General features: G+C 63.0%; 14 protein-coding genes. 4 read left to right on the top strand and 10 right to left on the bottom strand.

Going from position 1 to position 14,966, the window contains the following annotated elements; all coding sequences use genetic code 11:
• Nucleotides 1-72: 72 nt before the first annotated feature.
• From R4P95_RS00630 to R4P95_RS00620, 3 genes are read right to left on the bottom strand one after another with little or no spacing between them, the layout of a single operon-like run.
• On the bottom strand, nucleotides 73-1,137 hold the full coding sequence (locus R4P95_RS00630; RefSeq protein WP_317746758.1) for an acyl-CoA dehydrogenase family protein: 1,065 nt from the start codon (nucleotides 1,135-1,137) through the stop codon (nucleotides 73-75).
• Nucleotides 1,137-2,294 carry an acyl-CoA dehydrogenase family protein gene (locus R4P95_RS00625; RefSeq protein ID WP_317746759.1) on the bottom strand — a complete coding sequence of 386 codons (1,158 nt, stop codon included), beginning with the start codon at nucleotides 2,292-2,294 and terminating at the stop codon, nucleotides 1,137-1,139. The genes R4P95_RS00630 and R4P95_RS00625 overlap by 1 nt, the downstream gene beginning before the upstream one ends.
• A gap of 58 nt (nucleotides 2,295-2,352) precedes the next feature.
• Nucleotides 2,353-2,784, bottom strand: coding sequence for an SRPBCC family protein (locus tag R4P95_RS00620; RefSeq protein ID WP_317746760.1), 432 nt, complete (start codon nucleotides 2,782-2,784; stop codon nucleotides 2,353-2,355).
• Nucleotides 2,785-3,027: 243 nt separating this feature from the next.
• On the opposite strand from R4P95_RS00620, the gene R4P95_RS00615 reads away from it, so the two are divergent.
• The 3 genes from R4P95_RS00615 to R4P95_RS00605 all read left to right on the top strand — a co-directional run bounded on the left by R4P95_RS00615 (nucleotide 3,028) and on the right by R4P95_RS00605 (nucleotide 6,054).
• Nucleotides 3,028-3,777 carry a glucose 1-dehydrogenase gene (locus R4P95_RS00615; RefSeq protein WP_317746761.1) on the top strand — a complete coding sequence of 250 codons (750 nt, stop codon included), beginning with the start codon at nucleotides 3,028-3,030 and terminating at the stop codon, nucleotides 3,775-3,777.
• Between the two features lie 10 nt (nucleotides 3,778-3,787).
• Nucleotides 3,788-4,576 (top strand): amidohydrolase family protein, encoded by a 789-nt coding sequence (locus R4P95_RS00610; RefSeq protein ID WP_317746762.1) that lies wholly within the window; start codon nucleotides 3,788-3,790, stop codon nucleotides 4,574-4,576.
• A gap of 281 nt (nucleotides 4,577-4,857) precedes the next feature.
• The gene (locus R4P95_RS00605; RefSeq protein WP_317746763.1) at nucleotides 4,858-6,054 is read left to right on the top strand and encodes a cytochrome P450; all 1,197 of its coding nucleotides are present in this window, start codon (nucleotides 4,858-4,860) and stop codon (nucleotides 6,052-6,054) included.
• Between the two features lie 278 nt (nucleotides 6,055-6,332).
• Here R4P95_RS00605 and R4P95_RS00600 read toward each other — a convergent pair whose 3' ends face one another.
• The 5 genes from R4P95_RS00600 to R4P95_RS00580 all read right to left on the bottom strand — a co-directional run bounded on the left by R4P95_RS00600 (nucleotide 6,333) and on the right by R4P95_RS00580 (nucleotide 11,282).
• A complete protein-coding gene (locus R4P95_RS00600; RefSeq protein WP_213572900.1) occupies nucleotides 6,333-6,689 on the bottom strand; it encodes a Rieske (2Fe-2S) protein in 357 nt (118 codons plus the stop codon).
• A gap of 59 nt (nucleotides 6,690-6,748) precedes the next feature.
• Nucleotides 6,749-7,921, bottom strand: a complete 1,173-nt coding sequence (locus tag R4P95_RS00595; RefSeq protein WP_317746764.1) for a thiolase family protein — start codon at nucleotides 7,919-7,921, stop codon at nucleotides 6,749-6,751.
• On the bottom strand, nucleotides 7,918-9,084 hold the full coding sequence (locus R4P95_RS00590) for an acyl-CoA dehydrogenase (RefSeq protein WP_317746765.1): 1,167 nt from the start codon (nucleotides 9,082-9,084) through the stop codon (nucleotides 7,918-7,920). Before R4P95_RS00590 ends, R4P95_RS00595 begins: the two co-directional genes overlap by 4 nt.
• Before the next feature lie 76 nt (nucleotides 9,085-9,160).
• Complete coding sequence (locus R4P95_RS00585) at nucleotides 9,161-10,165, bottom strand: PDR/VanB family oxidoreductase (protein ID WP_317746766.1); 1,005 nt, start codon at nucleotides 10,163-10,165, stop codon at nucleotides 9,161-9,163.
• Nucleotides 10,149-11,282, bottom strand: a complete 1,134-nt coding sequence (locus R4P95_RS00580) for an amidohydrolase family protein (protein WP_317746767.1) — start codon at nucleotides 11,280-11,282, stop codon at nucleotides 10,149-10,151. Before R4P95_RS00580 ends, R4P95_RS00585 begins: the two co-directional genes overlap by 17 nt.
• A gap of 223 nt (nucleotides 11,283-11,505) precedes the next feature.
• Here R4P95_RS00580 and R4P95_RS00575 point away from each other — a divergent pair, with 223 nt between their 5' ends.
• Nucleotides 11,506-12,996: an aldehyde dehydrogenase family protein gene (locus tag R4P95_RS00575; RefSeq protein ID WP_317746768.1), complete on the top strand. Its 1,491-nt coding sequence runs from the start codon at nucleotides 11,506-11,508 to the stop codon at nucleotides 12,994-12,996.
• A 182-nt stretch (nucleotides 12,997-13,178) separates the two neighbouring features.
• On the opposite strand, the gene R4P95_RS00570 is transcribed toward R4P95_RS00575, so the two are convergent.
• Both R4P95_RS00570 and R4P95_RS00565 read right to left on the bottom strand, forming a co-directional pair.
• Nucleotides 13,179-13,967, bottom strand: coding sequence for a crotonase/enoyl-CoA hydratase family protein (locus R4P95_RS00570; RefSeq protein ID WP_317746769.1), 789 nt, complete (start codon nucleotides 13,965-13,967; stop codon nucleotides 13,179-13,181).
• Nucleotides 13,964-14,728, bottom strand: coding sequence for an SDR family NAD(P)-dependent oxidoreductase (locus R4P95_RS00565; protein ID WP_213572894.1), 765 nt, complete (start codon nucleotides 14,726-14,728; stop codon nucleotides 13,964-13,966). The genes R4P95_RS00570 and R4P95_RS00565 overlap by 4 nt, the downstream gene beginning before the upstream one ends.
• Nucleotides 14,729-14,966 lie beyond the last annotated feature (238 nt).

Raw genomic sequence — 14,966 nt, 5'->3', positions numbered from 1 at the left:
CAGGGTGTGTCGGATGACGGAACAACCGGCTGTGCCGATGCGAAAGTCGGCTCAGCCGGTTGTCGGCGCTGCTCATACCGCGATGTCGAGCACTCCACTCAGTGGGCGTCCTTCGACGATCAGCTTCCAAGCTTCGTCCCGTCCAGCGGCGACCGCGGTCTGGGTGAGCAGTTGGTCCCACTGCCCTACGGATCCGAACTCCGACCGCCAGGAAAGCACAGGCCGGGTGTACCGATGGAGCTCGTGCTCGCGAGTAGTGCCGATGGCGCCGTGGACTTGGTGAGCATTGCGCACCACTGTCGACGCGGCATGACCGGCGCACGATTTAGCTACCGCTACAGCGAACGACGCGCCCGGTGCGTCCCACCCGTTTCGCTCGATCGAGGCAACCGCTGCATCGGCCGCCGAGCGCGCGAGCGCAGTCTCGGTGGCTATTCCGGTGACCAGTCGCTGCACAGCCTGGAACTTGGACAGTTGCCGGCCGAATTGCGTGCGGCTGGAGGCGTGCTCGATGCAGAGCACGACGATTCGTTCCAGGGCTCCGCATACCTGCAGTGTGCGAGCGAGAGCGCCGCGGAGCACGAAGATCTCGGCCACACCGTCTGGTACCGATGTCCACTGGGCGGCCTCGACGTCGACCGTCACCCTGTCGCGGGGCTCGCCGGCGAGATTCTGCGACGGCGTAAGAGTGGTGATGTCTCGGGCCACATCCGCGACCACCCATGATGCCTCGGTGCGGCGAAGAACAACCATGAACTCGGCGTCACGTGCCCAAGGGGCCACGCTCGATGCGGCCGAATCCGCGAGCAAGAATGCCGTCCGCAGACCGCCGTCCATGGGAAGTCCTGCGGTTTCCAAAAGCCACCCCGACAGCAGATCGTGCTCGACGAGGGGAACCGGGACAGCCGCGGCGGCCGATGCAGAAAGCAAGGCAGAGGCGGCATGCCAGTCTGCACCGCTTCCTCCGTGAGTCTCGCTACCGGTGAGCCGTACCAGGCCCAGTTCGTCCAGCGTGCGCCAGAGCTGTGGGTTGAACTTTGCCGGCTCCGCCGAGTCGGCAGCATCATCTCGGTGCGCGGTGAACACCGACTTCATCATCTCGACGAGATCAGGGTCCACTATCGTTGGTGTAGTCATCAGCGCAGTCCTAGCTCTCGGGCGACGACACCCTCGAGGATCTCGGTTGTACCGCCCCGCAAAGTGAATCCGGGCCGTTGGAGAATGGCGTGATCGATCAAAGAGCCGAAAGGCCCCTCTTCCTGTGCCGGCCCGTCTCGGTTCATGTGTAGATCGGCGTAGTCCGCTATGTCCCCTTCGGTCACCGTTCCGAGGAGCTTCACGGCAGCCGCGGCGCTGTCGGCTCGCTCTCCTCGATGCAAGGCACCGGCCACCGCTGAGGACATGTGGTGCAACCCGGCGATCCGCGCGATCAGGCGACCGAAGCCACCGTCGGCGGGGAATCGATCGGCAGCAGCTTGCTCGGCTGTCTCGGCAAGCAGCGGGAACGTGGAAAGGAAGCGCTCCGGACCGCTGCGTTCGTACGCAAGCTCCGAAGTCACCTGCTGCCAGCCATCACCGACACGACCGAGAACACTCTCATCGCGTACGAAGACTTCCTCCAAGACGACCTCATTGAAATGGTGGCTTCCCGTCATCGAGACGATGGGGCGGACTGTGATCCCCGGCGACCGCAGATCGACGATGAATTGGCTCAGGCCCGCGTGGCGTGCAGCGGGGTCTCTGGGTGCCGTCCGTGCCAACACGAAGAACGCATCCGCGTGGTGGGCGCCTGAGGTCCACACTTTTGTACCGGTAATCGTCCACCCACCGTCGACCCGAGTTGCCTTCGTCCGCACACTGGCGAGATCCGAACCGGAGTCCGGTTCGCTCATTCCGATCCCGAAGAAGCACTCACCGTTGGTGATGGCCGGCAGATACTGTCGCTTTTGTTTCTCGGTTCCGAACTTCAACAAGGACGGCGCGATCTGGCGATCGGCAATCCAGTGGGCCGCGACTGGGGCGCCCGCAGCCAACAGTTCTTCGGTGACGATGAATCGTTCGATGTGGGATCGCCCATGGCCCCCGTACTCGGTAGGAATTGTCATGCCGATCCAGCCCCGCGCGGCCAGTCGCCGCGAGAACTCGGGATTCCACTCGGTCAGCCAGGTATCGACTCCCGGGGTGAAATCACCGGCGTCGATACACTCGCGGACGAAGGCACGCACCTGATCTCGCAGCGGGCCGAACTCGCTCGGATCGTCGACTACGCGAGGGACGAGTCGGTCACGACTCATGAAGGTCTCCTCCCCGAGGTAGGCCGTCCGAGGTGGTGAATCGCGCGGTTGGAGAAACTCACGACTGAACCGATCCGAGAACTTCGGCGATATTCTCGAGCCCGCCCTGATACATGCCCGTGACGGCTCCAGCCAGCTCCGTTCCCTCGGACTCGTTGTCGGCCGCGAACTCCGCGGTCCACAGAATCTTGGACCCGCCGTCAGCCGTCGGAACCACTGCGAACCGCGAACTGAAGGCCTTCAGAACAAGCGGACCGTCGAGGTAGTCGTACACGTAGTAATGCCCTGCGTCATCGTGCTCGGTGACACGCTCACGCGCCTGACCGGCGCCGCCTGCGAGCTCGGCGTAGCGAACGTCGCCTTCCATCCAGGACTTCTCCACAGCGGGGAGCCAGTTCTCGATCTCGCCCGGTGCCCCACACAGCTTCCAAATCTGCTCCGCGGAAACGCTGTAGCGCTTGCTCTCATTGATCGTCATCTTCACGCTCATTTTGTCCTCTTTTCTTTGTGGAGCCGGGGATTGACTCAGATGGACCTGGCGGGGCATTGCCGGCGGCGCTTCCGCGCCTGCGCGGGTTGTCGAACTCACTGGGGCTGGTATTTCGCCGGGCATTCCCGTTAATATGTGAAATATAATCAGGTTAAGCGACTATGGCAAGAGCCCGTTGCGTCAAGCGATCCCGGGTTGCCGGGACGGCGGCGCAACGCGTCGACAATCGGAAGGAGCGAGAACATGGACTTTCAGCTTCAGGGCAAGGTCGCGATAGTGACCGGCGCCAGTCGCGGACTGGGTAAGGCGGCAGCGGAGGCGCTGCTCGACGAGGGTGCTTTCGTGGTCCTGGTCGCCCGTACGCGGGAGCCGCTCGAGGAGTTGCACAGTCGCTATCCCGAGCGCACTGCTGTGCAAACCTGCGATATGCGTGACATGGATGCGGTCGCGGCGCTTGCGGATATCGCTGTCGAAGCGTTCGGGCGGCTGGACATCGTGGTCAACAATGCGGGAATCGCTCCGGCTGGGCGGTTTGACGAACAACCCCAAAAGGAGTGGGACGAGGTGTTCGATGTCAACGTGCGGGCGCCCGCCGTGCTGACCCGTGCTGCGGCCCGACACCTGCTCCCCCAGGGGTCGGGCAAGATCATCAATGTGGCCAGTACCTCCGGCATCAAGGGGAAGCCGACGTTGGTGGCGTACTCCTCCTCCAAGGGTGCGGTTGTGCAGTTCACCAAAGCCCTTGCGGGGGAGTGGGCGAAGAAGGGCGTTCAGGTGAACGCGATCGCCCCCGGAGCTTTCACCACAGACGCGCAAAGCGCAGTGACCGACTCGCCGGACGTCCTGGCGCGGCGATTGAAGAAGATCCCGGCGGGACGTATGGGCGATCCTGCGGAGTTCGGTCCGCTCGTGGCCTACCTGTCCTCACCACTGTCCAATTTTATCACCGGTTCGGTCGCCGTCATCGACGGCGGCGAAGTCAGCCGGCTCTGAAAGGCGCTCAATGATCATCGACGCACATACCCACATGTGGCCGGACGCGGTCGCCAAACGGGCGCTCGCCGGATCGGTCCCCGACCTCGAACGCCGGGGCGACGGCACGGCGCACGGGCTCAAAGAGTCTATGGCAGCGGCGGGAATCGACCGCTCGGTCTGCCTGGCCGTCGCGAACGACGGTGAGGCCGTCGAGAAGGCCAACAGGTTCTCCGGCTCGCTCGATCCCGACTACTTCATCGGATTCGGCTCCGTGCATCCCGAATTGTCGGCGGAGGAAAACGTCCAAAGCCTGCGCCGGCATGGCCTGAGAGGAGTGAAGATCCACCCCTTCTTTCAGAAGTACGCTCTCGACGATCCCCGGATGGACCGCCTGTTCGATGCGATGCAGGGCGAGTTTGCGGTGATTATCCACATCGGATCCATTGCGACGGCAAGTTCGGAGGGTGTGTGCAGTCCGGCGATGTTGGCGAAGCTGGTACGCAAATTTCCGAAGCTCGACGTCATCGCCTGTCACTTCGGCGGTTACCGTCAGTTCCAGGAAGCAGTCGACACCGTGGTGGGGCTACCGGTGTACCTGGACACGTCATGGCCGCCCAGCCTTGCCGAACTCGACCCGGCCGATGTTCGGAAGCTCATCGAGACGCACGGGCCGGAACGTGTCGTTTTTGCCTCCGACTGGCCGATGGCTGATCAAGGCCGCGAAATCCGGGCCGTGCGCGAACTGGGCCTCGCCGACAGTGACGTGGAGCAAATCCTTGGACTGAATCTGGCTCGGCTGTTGAAGCTTTCGTTCTGACGCGCTTGTCGAGAACTGTTCGGTCCGGGAGGTCGCTGAGCGATCTCCCGGACCGATTGCGTCTGTGGCCCCGACCGATCATGGCCACTGCGACGAAGCGCCGCGAGGCCGCTTCCGCCGCATAAGCCGCGGCGAAATCGACGGGACGGGCCCGACGACCGCCGAGGGTTGTGGACTTAACATGCATATGTTTATTCTGTTTACGTACGTGTGTGGGGGATCACAAAAACAAGCGACCATGCGGCTCTGTCGAGCCGGTCGGTCTCGATCTGGAGGTCAGGGTGACAACCACTACGGGTTTCGATCCACTCGAATTCTTGGTTCAGCAGAACCCCTATCCCTTCTACCGGGAGCTACGGCAGAACGCGCCGGTGCAGTACATCGAGTCGGTGGGTGCGTGGGGAGTGTTCCGGTACTCCGACGTGGAAAACACCTTCAAGCATCCCGAGATCTTCTCTGCCGAGGACTTCACCACCAATGCGTTCGGTGAGTTCGACCCGGTTCCGGAGGTCAAGTCGATCATCGCCACCGACCCGCCGGAACATTCACGCATCCGGCGTCTGGCCAACGCCGGCTTTCGTCCGGGCGCGATCAAGGCCATGGAACCGAAAGTGGATGCCGTGGTCGAACGGCTCCTGAACAACCTGGACAGCAAGCGTGCCGAGTTCGACCTGGTATCGGATTTCGCCGCCTATGTTCCCGTCAATGTCACGGCCGACCTTCTTGGTGTGGATGACCCGGACGTGCGAGAGGATTTCAAACGCTGGACGATGGATCTGCTGAAGTCGCCCAGCCGTGGGGTCCTTGCGCAAGAGGAACTCGACCAGATCCGAACGAGCGTCACCGAACTACGGGCCTACTTCACCGAGCAGATCGAGTACCGACGCAAGAACCCCGGAACCGACTTGGTATCCGACCTGGTGCGCGCTGAGGAAGAGAACCACACCCTCACCGCCACCGAAATCTTGAGCCTGGTTGCTTTGATGCAGTTCGGCGGCTCGGAGACTCCGTCCCATCTGATCAGCTCGACGGTCTACAACCTGTTCTCACATCCAGCAATTCTGGAGGAGGTACGGCGCGACCCGAACCGGGCGTTGGCCGCAGTTCAAGAAACGCTGCGTCAAAATTCACCCGTGCAGATGGTCTTCCAAACCTCCACGCGTGACGTCGACGTCGCCGGAGTCACCATTCCGGCCGATTCCATGGTGTTCGCATACATCGCGTCCGCCAACCACGATGACACGGTGTTCGACGAGCCGGACAAGTTCATTCTCGACCGGCCCAACCTGAACAAGCACCTCTCCTTCGCCACCGGCGCACATCATTGCATCGGCGCACCACTCGGCCGAATGATGTGCGCCAAGGCCGTCAGCGGGCTCTTGACCCGGTTCCCTGATCTGCAGCCGCTCGAGACGGACCCCGAATGGATGCCGTCCTACTGGGTGCGCGGTCTGGCCCGCTACCGCTTCACTGCCTGAGCCGACGGTCGGTGCAACTGAATCGTCGAGGGAGTCCTGGTCATGTGAGACACCAGGCGGAGGCTTCGGTCCCTTCGTCACCAGCGGCCCTGGTCCGATCTCGCGAAGAGATCGGACCAGGGCCGTTTCGGTTGCGACTGGCCGTTTCGGTTCCGACTGGAGGTGGATGACCACCGAAGTCTTCGGCGCTCCGTGCAACCGGTCATCCGGCGGCAGCACGAAACGACCCGGGCCGGTGGTCACCGGCCCAGGTCGCGTGCTCTCTGAAATGGTAACGATCAGACGTACAGCGCGACCTCTTCACCCTCGACGTCGACCTTGTACACGCGGGCGCGCAGCTTCAGTTGAGGCGCGAGAACCGATCTGCCGTCTGAGAGATTGAATTCGAATCCGTGCCAAGGGCAGCGCACGATCTCGCCTTCACGTCCCCATTCGTAGACGTCGGGTGCGCTTTCGAGCATCATCCCGGTGGGGGGGAGTGTGCACAGCGGTGCACCCTTGTGTGGGCAGGCGTTCCGCATCGCGTGGAAGGATCCTCTGACGTTGAAGACCGCGACTTCTTCTCCGTCGATGTCGACGACGCGGCGGGTGTCGTCGGGAAATTCGTCCAGTTTGCCGATCACGTGGCGTGTCATTGTCGTGCTCCAGTCTTGCAGTGAGACCGTTCCACCATGGGGAACGGTGCCGGAATGATTCAAATTCTTTCGATCAGCGTGGCGGTACCCAGTCCACCACCACAGCACATGGTCACCAGTCCCCAGCGGCTGTCGGTATTCTCCAACCGATTGACGATCGTCGTCAGCAGTCGAGCTCCAGTGGCGCCCAATGGATGTCCGATAGCGATTCCACCACCCCAAGAGTTGACGCGGCCCATGTCGGGCTCGAATTCGCGCTGCCATGCGAGCACCACCGATGCGAAAGCTTCATTGATCTCGATGGCGTCGATATCACGGATGCTCAGGTTGTTCCGGTCGAGGATGCGCGCCGTCGCGGGGATGGGGCCGGTCAGCATGTCCACCGGGTCGACTCCGAGCACCACCTGGTCTACAACCCGCGCACGCGGCTGGAGCCCGTGTTCCTGCGCGAACTCGGCGCTGGTGAGCAAGACTGCGGCGGCACCGTCCGAGATCTGCGACGAGTTGCCGGCCGTCACCTTCCCGTCTTCCGAGAAGACCGGTTTCAGCGCTGCCAGCGACTCGGGAGTCGAGTCGGCCCGGATACCTTGATCAGCTTCGACCTTGGTGCCGTTGACGTCGATCGGATGGATCTCCCGGGCAAGGTGCCCGTCCCGGGTCGCCGCCGCGGCACGTTGATGTGACAGGACGGAGAACTCGTCCATCTCCGCGCGACTGATGTTATAACGATCGGCCAGCCGTTCGGCAGCCACTCCCTGCGAAACCAGCGGGTATCGTGATCGCAGTTCGTCGGTGAACGCCTGGCCCCACTGTTCCTGGGATCCTTGATGCACGCGGAACCCGTTGCGTCCCATGTGCTCGACGCCTGCGGCGATCACCGCCCCGTCGATGCCGGCGACGATTGACGCCGCCGCGTAGTGTGCCGCCTGCTGGCCGGAGCCACAACGGATGTCCACCGTCGTGGCGCCTGTGGACGCCGGCAATCCCTTCTGCAACCAGGCGGTACGGGCTATGCCTGACGACTGCTGCGCGATCTGGTTGGCGCACCCGGTGATCACGTTGCCGACGGCTGCCGGATCGATGCCCACGCGCTGCAGGACACCTTCGTAGCACTGTCCCAAGAGGTCGGCGGGGTGCACGTCGCGGAGCACGCCTTTCTCGTGGTGGCCACGGCCGACCGGGGACCGGACGGCATCGATGATGACGGCCTCGTGCGCCGCGCGCGGGCTCATCGTCGCTGTCCTTCCGTCGAGCCTGCATGGCCGGCCAAGACATTGCCGACGAGCGCCTTGGAGATCCCGAGCCGGAGAATTTCCGACGAGCCCTCATAGATCCGCATCGGGCGGGCCTGGCGGTAAAGTCGCTCGAGCTTGGAATCACGAACCAGACCGAAGCGGCCGGAAATCTGCACTGCGCGGTCGGTGATACGACCGGCGGTTTCACTGGCGACCAGTTTCGCCATGGAGCTGAAGTGCAGGGATGCGGCCGGGTCGACCCGGGCCATGTCTGCGGCCTTGTAGGTCAGCAGGCGTGCCGCTTCGAGTTCGGACCACGAAGCACCGAGCATGTCGGCCACCGCGCCCAGCCTGGCCAGGGGACGCCCGAACTGCACGCGCGTGCCCGCATGCCGGGCTGCCTCTTCCAAGGCGGCCTGGGCGAGACCGACCGATGCGCCGGCGACCGAGACCCGGAACACCGCGAGGGTGGCAAGCACATGCTCGAGTCCCTTGCCGATCTCACCGATGCGGTTGCCCTCGTAGACCTCGACGTTGTCGAACGCGAGCTCGGCCAGGATGTGGGGCGCGATGATCTCCGGTGTCGGGGTGAGAGTTAAGCCGGGTGCGTCTGCCGGAACGAGGAACAGGCTCTGCCCCTGACCTTCCTGCGCAAGAATGCAATAGAAGCCGGCCGCGCCGCCGTTGGAGATGAAGGACTTGTTGCCGTTCAGCACCAAACGTTCACCGTCTCGACGTACCTCGGTGACGATGTTCTTCAGGTCCGACCCGGCCTCCTGCTCGGTGAGCCCGAGGCCGGCGAGGACCTCTCCGGAGGAGACCTTGGGCAGCCACTCGTCCCGCAATTCGTCGCTACCTGCCCGCGCCAGGCCGAAGCTGCCGATGCCCTGCAGGGCGAAGAGCGAGTCCAGGTGCGCCGACGTTCCCATGAGAATCTCGCGAACGACACACACGGCGAGCGGGTCGACGGATTCGAAACGTCCGCCCCATCTGGCCGGCACGGTCAGTGCCCACAGACCGCTCTCGGCGAGAATTTTCCGCATGCCCTCATGCACGGTGCTCATCGCGTCGGCCTCGACGGCAAACGGTTCGGCCGCGGCCGCGACCGCGATTGCTTCATCACGAAGGTCGAGATACTGCTGATCCAGCTCAAAAGCCATTATTCATCCTTGTCTACCCAAGTGCATTGATCGGGCGCCGGTCGTGCGGAAGACACGCAGTGCGACGCAACGTTATTCACAGGTCGAGCTTGAGGCATGTGCCCTTCGCGCGCGAGACGCAAATCATCATGCACTCGCCGCTTTCGCGCTCGCTCTCGGTCAGGACCACATCGTGGTGTTCCGGTGTTCCCGCGAGGACCACTACCTCACAGGTTCCACAGGTGCCCTCTTCGCACGATGCGTCGACCATGACACCCGCGTCGGTCAACACCTCGAGAATGCTCTTGTCGGCGGGGACCGTCAGTGTCATGCCGGACTGGGCCAGTTCGACCTCGATCGGACGGGCGTGCGTCAGATCCGGTAGATCGGCGCGGAATCGTTCAACGTGCAACGCCCCTGTGGGCCAGACCGATTCGCAGTAACCCTCGATGGCAGCGAGCAGCGGCTCGGGTCCGCAGCAGTAGATTCCGATACCGGGCACGGGGTCCGCCAGCTCGGTAGCCAACGGAAGCAATCCGTGGGTGTCCTGTGGGTGAAAGGTGACCTTGTCGCCGTAGTGACTCAGCTCCTCGCGAAAAGCCATCGACTCGAGGGAGCGCCCACCGTACAGAAGCGTCCAGGGGGTACCTGAGGCTTCAGCCGCTCGAATCATGGGCAGCATCGGAGTGATGCCGATCCCGCCGGCCACGAAGCGGTACGCACTCGCGGGCTCGAGCGGAAAGTTGTTCCTCGGCCCCCGGCTCTTGACGCTGGTTCCTGTGGGCAGCTTGTCGTGGATGTAGTCGGATCCGCCCCGGCTGCTCGGCTCACGTAGCACGGCAACGGTCCATGTCTGCCGATCGGCCGGATCCCCGCACAAGGAATACTGTCGTGAAAGCCCGTTGTCGAGATTCATCTCGACATGTGCGCCGGGAGACCACGACGGTAGAAGCGCACCGTCATTCGACCGAAGATCCAACGCGACGATGTCCGGCGTCAGCATCCGCCGGGCGTGCACAACGAGGTCGAGGTCGACTTCGGATTCGTTCGTAGTCAGCATGACATTCATGGCCGTGGTATCCCACTCAGTTGATGCGGTCACCGTAGAACTCCCGTGGATTGTCGAACATGATCCGGCGCTGGAGGTCCTCCGGCAGACCGGCGAGGGCATTGGTGGGGTCGTTGTAGTTCCAGTGCGGGTAGTCGGAACTGAACATCAGAACCTTCTCCGCGTTGATCATGTCCATCAGGGCAAGCAGATGCTGCTTCTTCGGCGGCTCGACGAACGGCTGCGTGGTGAACCGCATGTTCTCGTTGAGGTACTCACTCGGATGCCGCTTGACCCACGGGATTTCGTCTCGCAGTCCATACCAGTCGGAATCCAGCTTCCAGCTGAGTTCCGCGATCCAGGCGATGCCACCTTCGGCGATGACGATTTTCAGCTCCGGGAAGCGCTCGAAGACACCGTGGCACAGCAGGCTCGCAGTGTTGGCCTGATGGATCTGACCCAGCAGTGCGTGCCACTCGATGTAGAACGTCGGGGTACCGGCCATCCGGGGCGCGCGAGCGTAGACGTTCTCGGTTCCGCTGGGGTGGACGCAGATGGGGAGCCCGTGCCGCTGCGCCGCTTCATAGATGGGGTAGTAGTGCTTCTCGCCCATCAAGATGTCGTGCAGCGGCATGAAGATCTCGACGATTCCGGGACGATCGGCCATCCGGTCGATCTCCTTGACGGCGAGTTCGGGATCCTGAGGTGCGATGACGAGGCCGCCGCGGTATCTCTTGTCGAACTGAAGCCAACGCTCGCACATCCAGTCGTTGTATGCCGATGCGATGGTGGCTGCGACCTGCGGATCGGGCATCGCTCCGATACCCAGCAGGTGTCCGGAGAGCAGAATCGCCCGATCGATGCCGGCTCCGTCGAGTAGTTGCGCGGCGGTGAACTCCGGGTCGGTCGCAGGCGACATGCCGGGACGCGAGGTGTCGCCGCGCATACCCCCGGAGGAGTTGATGTAGAGGTAGTCGAGGGGAAGGTGGAACTGAGACGCCACCGTGTGGCCGCCACCCAGTCCGGCGCCGATGCGCTTCTGCCACGCCGTACTCATGTACGGCACCAGGGTTGCCAGCCCGTTCTCCATGTAGGGGTGAACGTCGGAATCGATGATCGCTAACGACTGCTTCTTCTCGGTGGGCTGAGCGGACGCATATGCGGTGGTCATGAGCACTTCCTTGGTTCGGATGGTGTGCCTAAATAGGCTTATATTATGCAGCTTAGCGCGTGGATACCGCGTTGTCGAGATCTGGATCACACGGCAAGTGGGGCTATCCCGCTCCAGGTCGGTGGGCTTGATTGACGGCTAAAACATGGCTATGTTATACAACTATAGTTGTTACCTCCGTCACAGCACCAGTCGCAAATGCGCGTCAACCTGAGAGGTCCAGATGTCGATTACCACCCCCACCGAAAATGAGCTCGACGTCGCAGTTCCAGAGCTCGACAAGGTATTTGTCGCCGGGGACTGGGTTACCCCCGCCAGTGCCGAGACCATTGATGTCGTCATGCCGTCCACCGAAAAGGTGGTGGCCACGGTCGCCGCGCCGAGTGCGGCTGACGCCGACGCTGCCGTTGCCGCGGCAAGGGCCGCGTTCGACGAGGGCCCCTGGCCACGCATGACCGTCGAGGAGCGGGCACGCATCTGCCGCATCTTCGCCGACGAACTCGAATCCCGTCTCGACGCCCTGAACCGGGCATGGATGTTCGAGTCCGGTTACACCCAGGCGCACGGAGAGATGATCAATTCGGGTGCAGGCAGCGCGATCTGGGGTCACGCGATCGCGGTGGCTCCAACCCTGAAGTGGGAGGAGATTCGCAAGAATGCCGGCAGTGAAGTGCTCGTACAGCACCAGCCCATCGGAACAGTTCTCGCGATCCTGACCTATAACGGACCCGTGCCTCTGATGGGCATGAAAGTCATCCCGGCCCTGCTCGCAGGATGCACCGTGGTGGTGAAATTCGCCCCTGAGTCACAGCTGACCTCGCGGTTGATCATGGACGCCGCTCGGGCCGCAGGTTTCCCGCGTGGCGTCATCAGCGGCCTCGCCGCGGAACTCGCCACCAGTCAGTACCTCGTCCAGCACGAGGGCATCGACATGGTGCACATGACCGGCGGCACTGCCGTGGCCATGGAAGTTGTTCGGCAGACCTCGCACCGGCTGGCGCGGACCGCGCTCGAGCTCGGTGGGAAGTCGCCGGCGATCATCGCGGACGATGTCGACATCGATGAAGTCCTCGGAACTCTCGTTCCCGGTGCCATCGGCGGCTGCGGACAAGTGTGCGTCGCGCTCTCCCGAATCCTTGTTTCGCGTCGTCGTTACGACGAAGTTGTCGCCAAGCTGGCGGACGCTTTCAATGCCATCAAGGTGGGAGATCCATTCGATCCGAACACCGACCTCGGCCCGTTGGCCAACAAGAGGTCTGTCGAGCGGACCGAGCGGATGTTGGCCAAGGCAGTCGAGCAGGGGGCTGTGGTCGCCGCCGGTGGCGGCCGGCCGAATGGCCTCGACCGAGGTTACTACTTCGCGCCCACCCTGTTGCGCGACGTCACCAACGACATGGAGATCGCCCAGGAAGAGGTCTTCGGCCCCATCACCGTGGTGATCGCCTACGACGATCTCGACGATGCGATCCGGATCGCCAACGACAGCAAGTTCGGTCTCGCCGCCTCGGTGTACGCCAAGGACAGCGACCAGGCGCTGGCGATTGCGCGACGTATCAGGTCCGGTGGTGTGGCACTGAATCTCGCGGGTTGCTCGTTGACCGAGCCCTTCGGTGGAGTGAAGCAGTCGGGTTGGGGTCGTGAATGCGGCGCCGAAGGCATTCTCGAGTTCACCGAGCTGAAGCAGATTCTGCTCAGCGGCGCATACTCCGGATAATTGGTCCAGAGCAACGCCGGTAGCGGTGGCGGCGAGTCCTCGACTCGCTACCACCGCTACCGGCGTATCTGAGTAGTGTCAATCATGCGTTGTGACATTACGGTTCGCTTCGTGCCGGGTGGTGCTGCAGTTGACTGCAGCACCACCACCGCGATGACGACGCACAGCGGCTCGAAGTCGCCTCAGCTGCCGGTCCAGTGCGGTGCACGTTTCTCTGCGAATGCACTAGCGCCCTCGCGTGCGTCGGCCGAATGACGAACGGGGTCGACAATGGCTTCCTGCCTATCGAAAGCCTCTTGGGCTGGCCAGTTCTCGGATTCGATGACTACCCGTTTCGATGCCTGGACCGCCAGGGGGCCGTTGCGGCTGATCTCCATGGCGAGTTCGAGGGCAGTGTCGAGCACCGCGCCGGGCGGTGCGATCCGGTTGACCAGCCCCTGCTCTGCGCACCACGTGGCGCTGAGGCGGCGACCGGTCAATACGGCTTCCATCGCCAGGTGATACGGGATGCGGGACGGCAAGCGAAGCAGACCGCCCCCGGCGGCCGTCAGCCCACGCTGTACTTCAGGCAGGCCGAACACGGAATCCTCCGCCGCGACGATCAGATCGCACGCCAGGGCGATCTCGAACCCACCTCCCACCGCGGCGCCCTCGACGGCGGCGATGAGTGGGGTGTGGGGAGGTTTGCGGACCAGACCGAATGCTCCACGCCGCTCGTCGACGGGACGCTCACCGGTTGCCCGGAAGGCCTTCAAATCCATACCAGCCGAGAAGTGGCCACCCGCACCGGTCAGAACGATGACCCTGCAGTCGGGGTCGGAGTCGAGCAGGTCGAAAGTCCGGCTGATAGCCCGAGCGGTGCCGAGGTCGATCGCATTACGCGCGGCGGGCCGGTTGATGGTCAACACGACCACACCGTCCGTCTGCTCGCCGACGAGCAACGATTCGCTTGCAATCTCTGCGGTGCTCATCGCGCCGTCATCCGGATCGCACCATCCAGGCGAATCGTCTCACCGTTGAGCATCGGATTCTCCAGGATGTGTACAGCGAGGTCGCCGAATTCCGTGGGATCGCCGAGTCTGCTGGGATGTGGAACAGACTCGCCCAGCTTCTGCCGGACATTCTCGGGAAGCCGTGCAAGTAACGGGGTATCGAAGATTCCGGGTGCGATGGTGGCCACGCGGATCTGATGCGCCGCGAGATCTCGTGCGGCGACGATAGTCATGCCGACGATGCCTGCTTTCGAGGATGCGTATGGAATCTGCCCGATCTGGCCTTCCCATGCAGCGACCGAAGCAGTCATCACGATGGCGCCGCGGTCGCCGTCGAGCGGTTCGTTCTCCGCCATGCGTGCTGCACTGAGACGCAGAATGTTGTATGAACCGATCAGATTGGTCTGAATGACGCCGGCGTAGTTCTCCAGCGAATTGGGCTGCCCCTGCTTGTCGAGGATTCGCATCGTGTGACTGCGGCCGGCGCAGTGGACGACGGCCCGCAACGGACCGTGTGATTGCGCGAGATCCAGTGCCGCCTCGACTGTTTCCGTATCGGTCACATCGGCGGGAGCAAAGCTCGCGCCTCCACCGAACGTCGATGCGACATCTTTGCCCGCCGAGGTGGGCAGGTCCAGAATGGTGACATGCGCCCCGCGTTTGGCCAGTGCGCGTGCGCTGGCCAAACCGAGCCCGGAAGCGCCCCCGGTCACCAGTGCGGATGTTCCGTCGAGATTCACCGAATTCTCCTTCGTTGTGATGCCCCGCCTGGCCACTCGAGGCGTAGTTCGAGGCGTAGAGTAATGTGCATATTATAGACATGTTTAATCTTTGGCGTCGAGGATCTTGGCCGGACCGCCCCGGGATTCGCGAAGGCCGACCCGTGCGATCCCCGGCTGTGGCGGAATCTTCACCTGAGCTCTTCTCAGGACCGATTAAATATGCGTATGATATCACTACATCGTTCAAAACTGGTGC

It is taken from the genome of Rhodococcus sp. IEGM 27 (assembly GCF_033142305.1).
Taxonomy (GTDB): Bacteria; Actinomycetota; Actinomycetes; order Mycobacteriales; family Mycobacteriaceae; genus Rhodococcus_F; species Rhodococcus_F oxybenzonivorans.
This window is presented reverse-complemented; position numbering and strand designations above follow the sequence as displayed.

Bases quoted from the DNA above. Each gene is read 5' to 3' on its own strand.
- R4P95_RS00630 (WP_317746758.1), bottom strand. From the start codon at position 1,137: ATGACTACACCAACGATAGTGGACCCTGATCTCGTCGAGATGATGAAG.
- R4P95_RS00570 (WP_317746769.1), bottom strand. From the start codon at position 13,967: ATGAGCACCGCAGAGATTGCAAGCGAATCGTTGCTCGTCGGCGAGCAG.
- R4P95_RS00590 (WP_317746765.1), bottom strand. From the start codon at position 9,084: ATGGCTTTTGAGCTGGATCAGCAGTATCTCGACCTTCGTGATGAAGCA.
- R4P95_RS00625 (WP_317746759.1), bottom strand. From the start codon at position 2,294: ATGAGTCGTGACCGACTCGTCCCTCGCGTAGTCGACGATCCGAGCGAG.
- R4P95_RS00610 (WP_317746762.1), top strand. From the start codon at position 3,788: ATGATCATCGACGCACATACCCACATGTGGCCGGACGCGGTCGCCAAA.
- R4P95_RS00620 (WP_317746760.1), bottom strand. From the start codon at position 2,784: ATGAGCGTGAAGATGACGATCAATGAGAGCAAGCGCTACAGCGTTTCC.
- R4P95_RS00580 (WP_317746767.1), bottom strand. From the start codon at position 11,282: ATGACCACCGCATATGCGTCCGCTCAGCCCACCGAGAAGAAGCAGTCG.
- R4P95_RS00615 (WP_317746761.1), top strand. From the start codon at position 3,028: ATGGACTTTCAGCTTCAGGGCAAGGTCGCGATAGTGACCGGCGCCAGT.
- R4P95_RS00595 (WP_317746764.1), bottom strand. From the start codon at position 7,921: ATGAGCCCGCGCGCGGCGCACGAGGCCGTCATCATCGATGCCGTCCGG.
- R4P95_RS00600 (WP_213572900.1), bottom strand. From the start codon at position 6,689: ATGACACGCCACGTGATCGGCAAACTGGACGAATTTCCCGACGACACC.
- R4P95_RS00575 (WP_317746768.1), top strand. From the start codon at position 11,506: ATGTCGATTACCACCCCCACCGAAAATGAGCTCGACGTCGCAGTTCCA.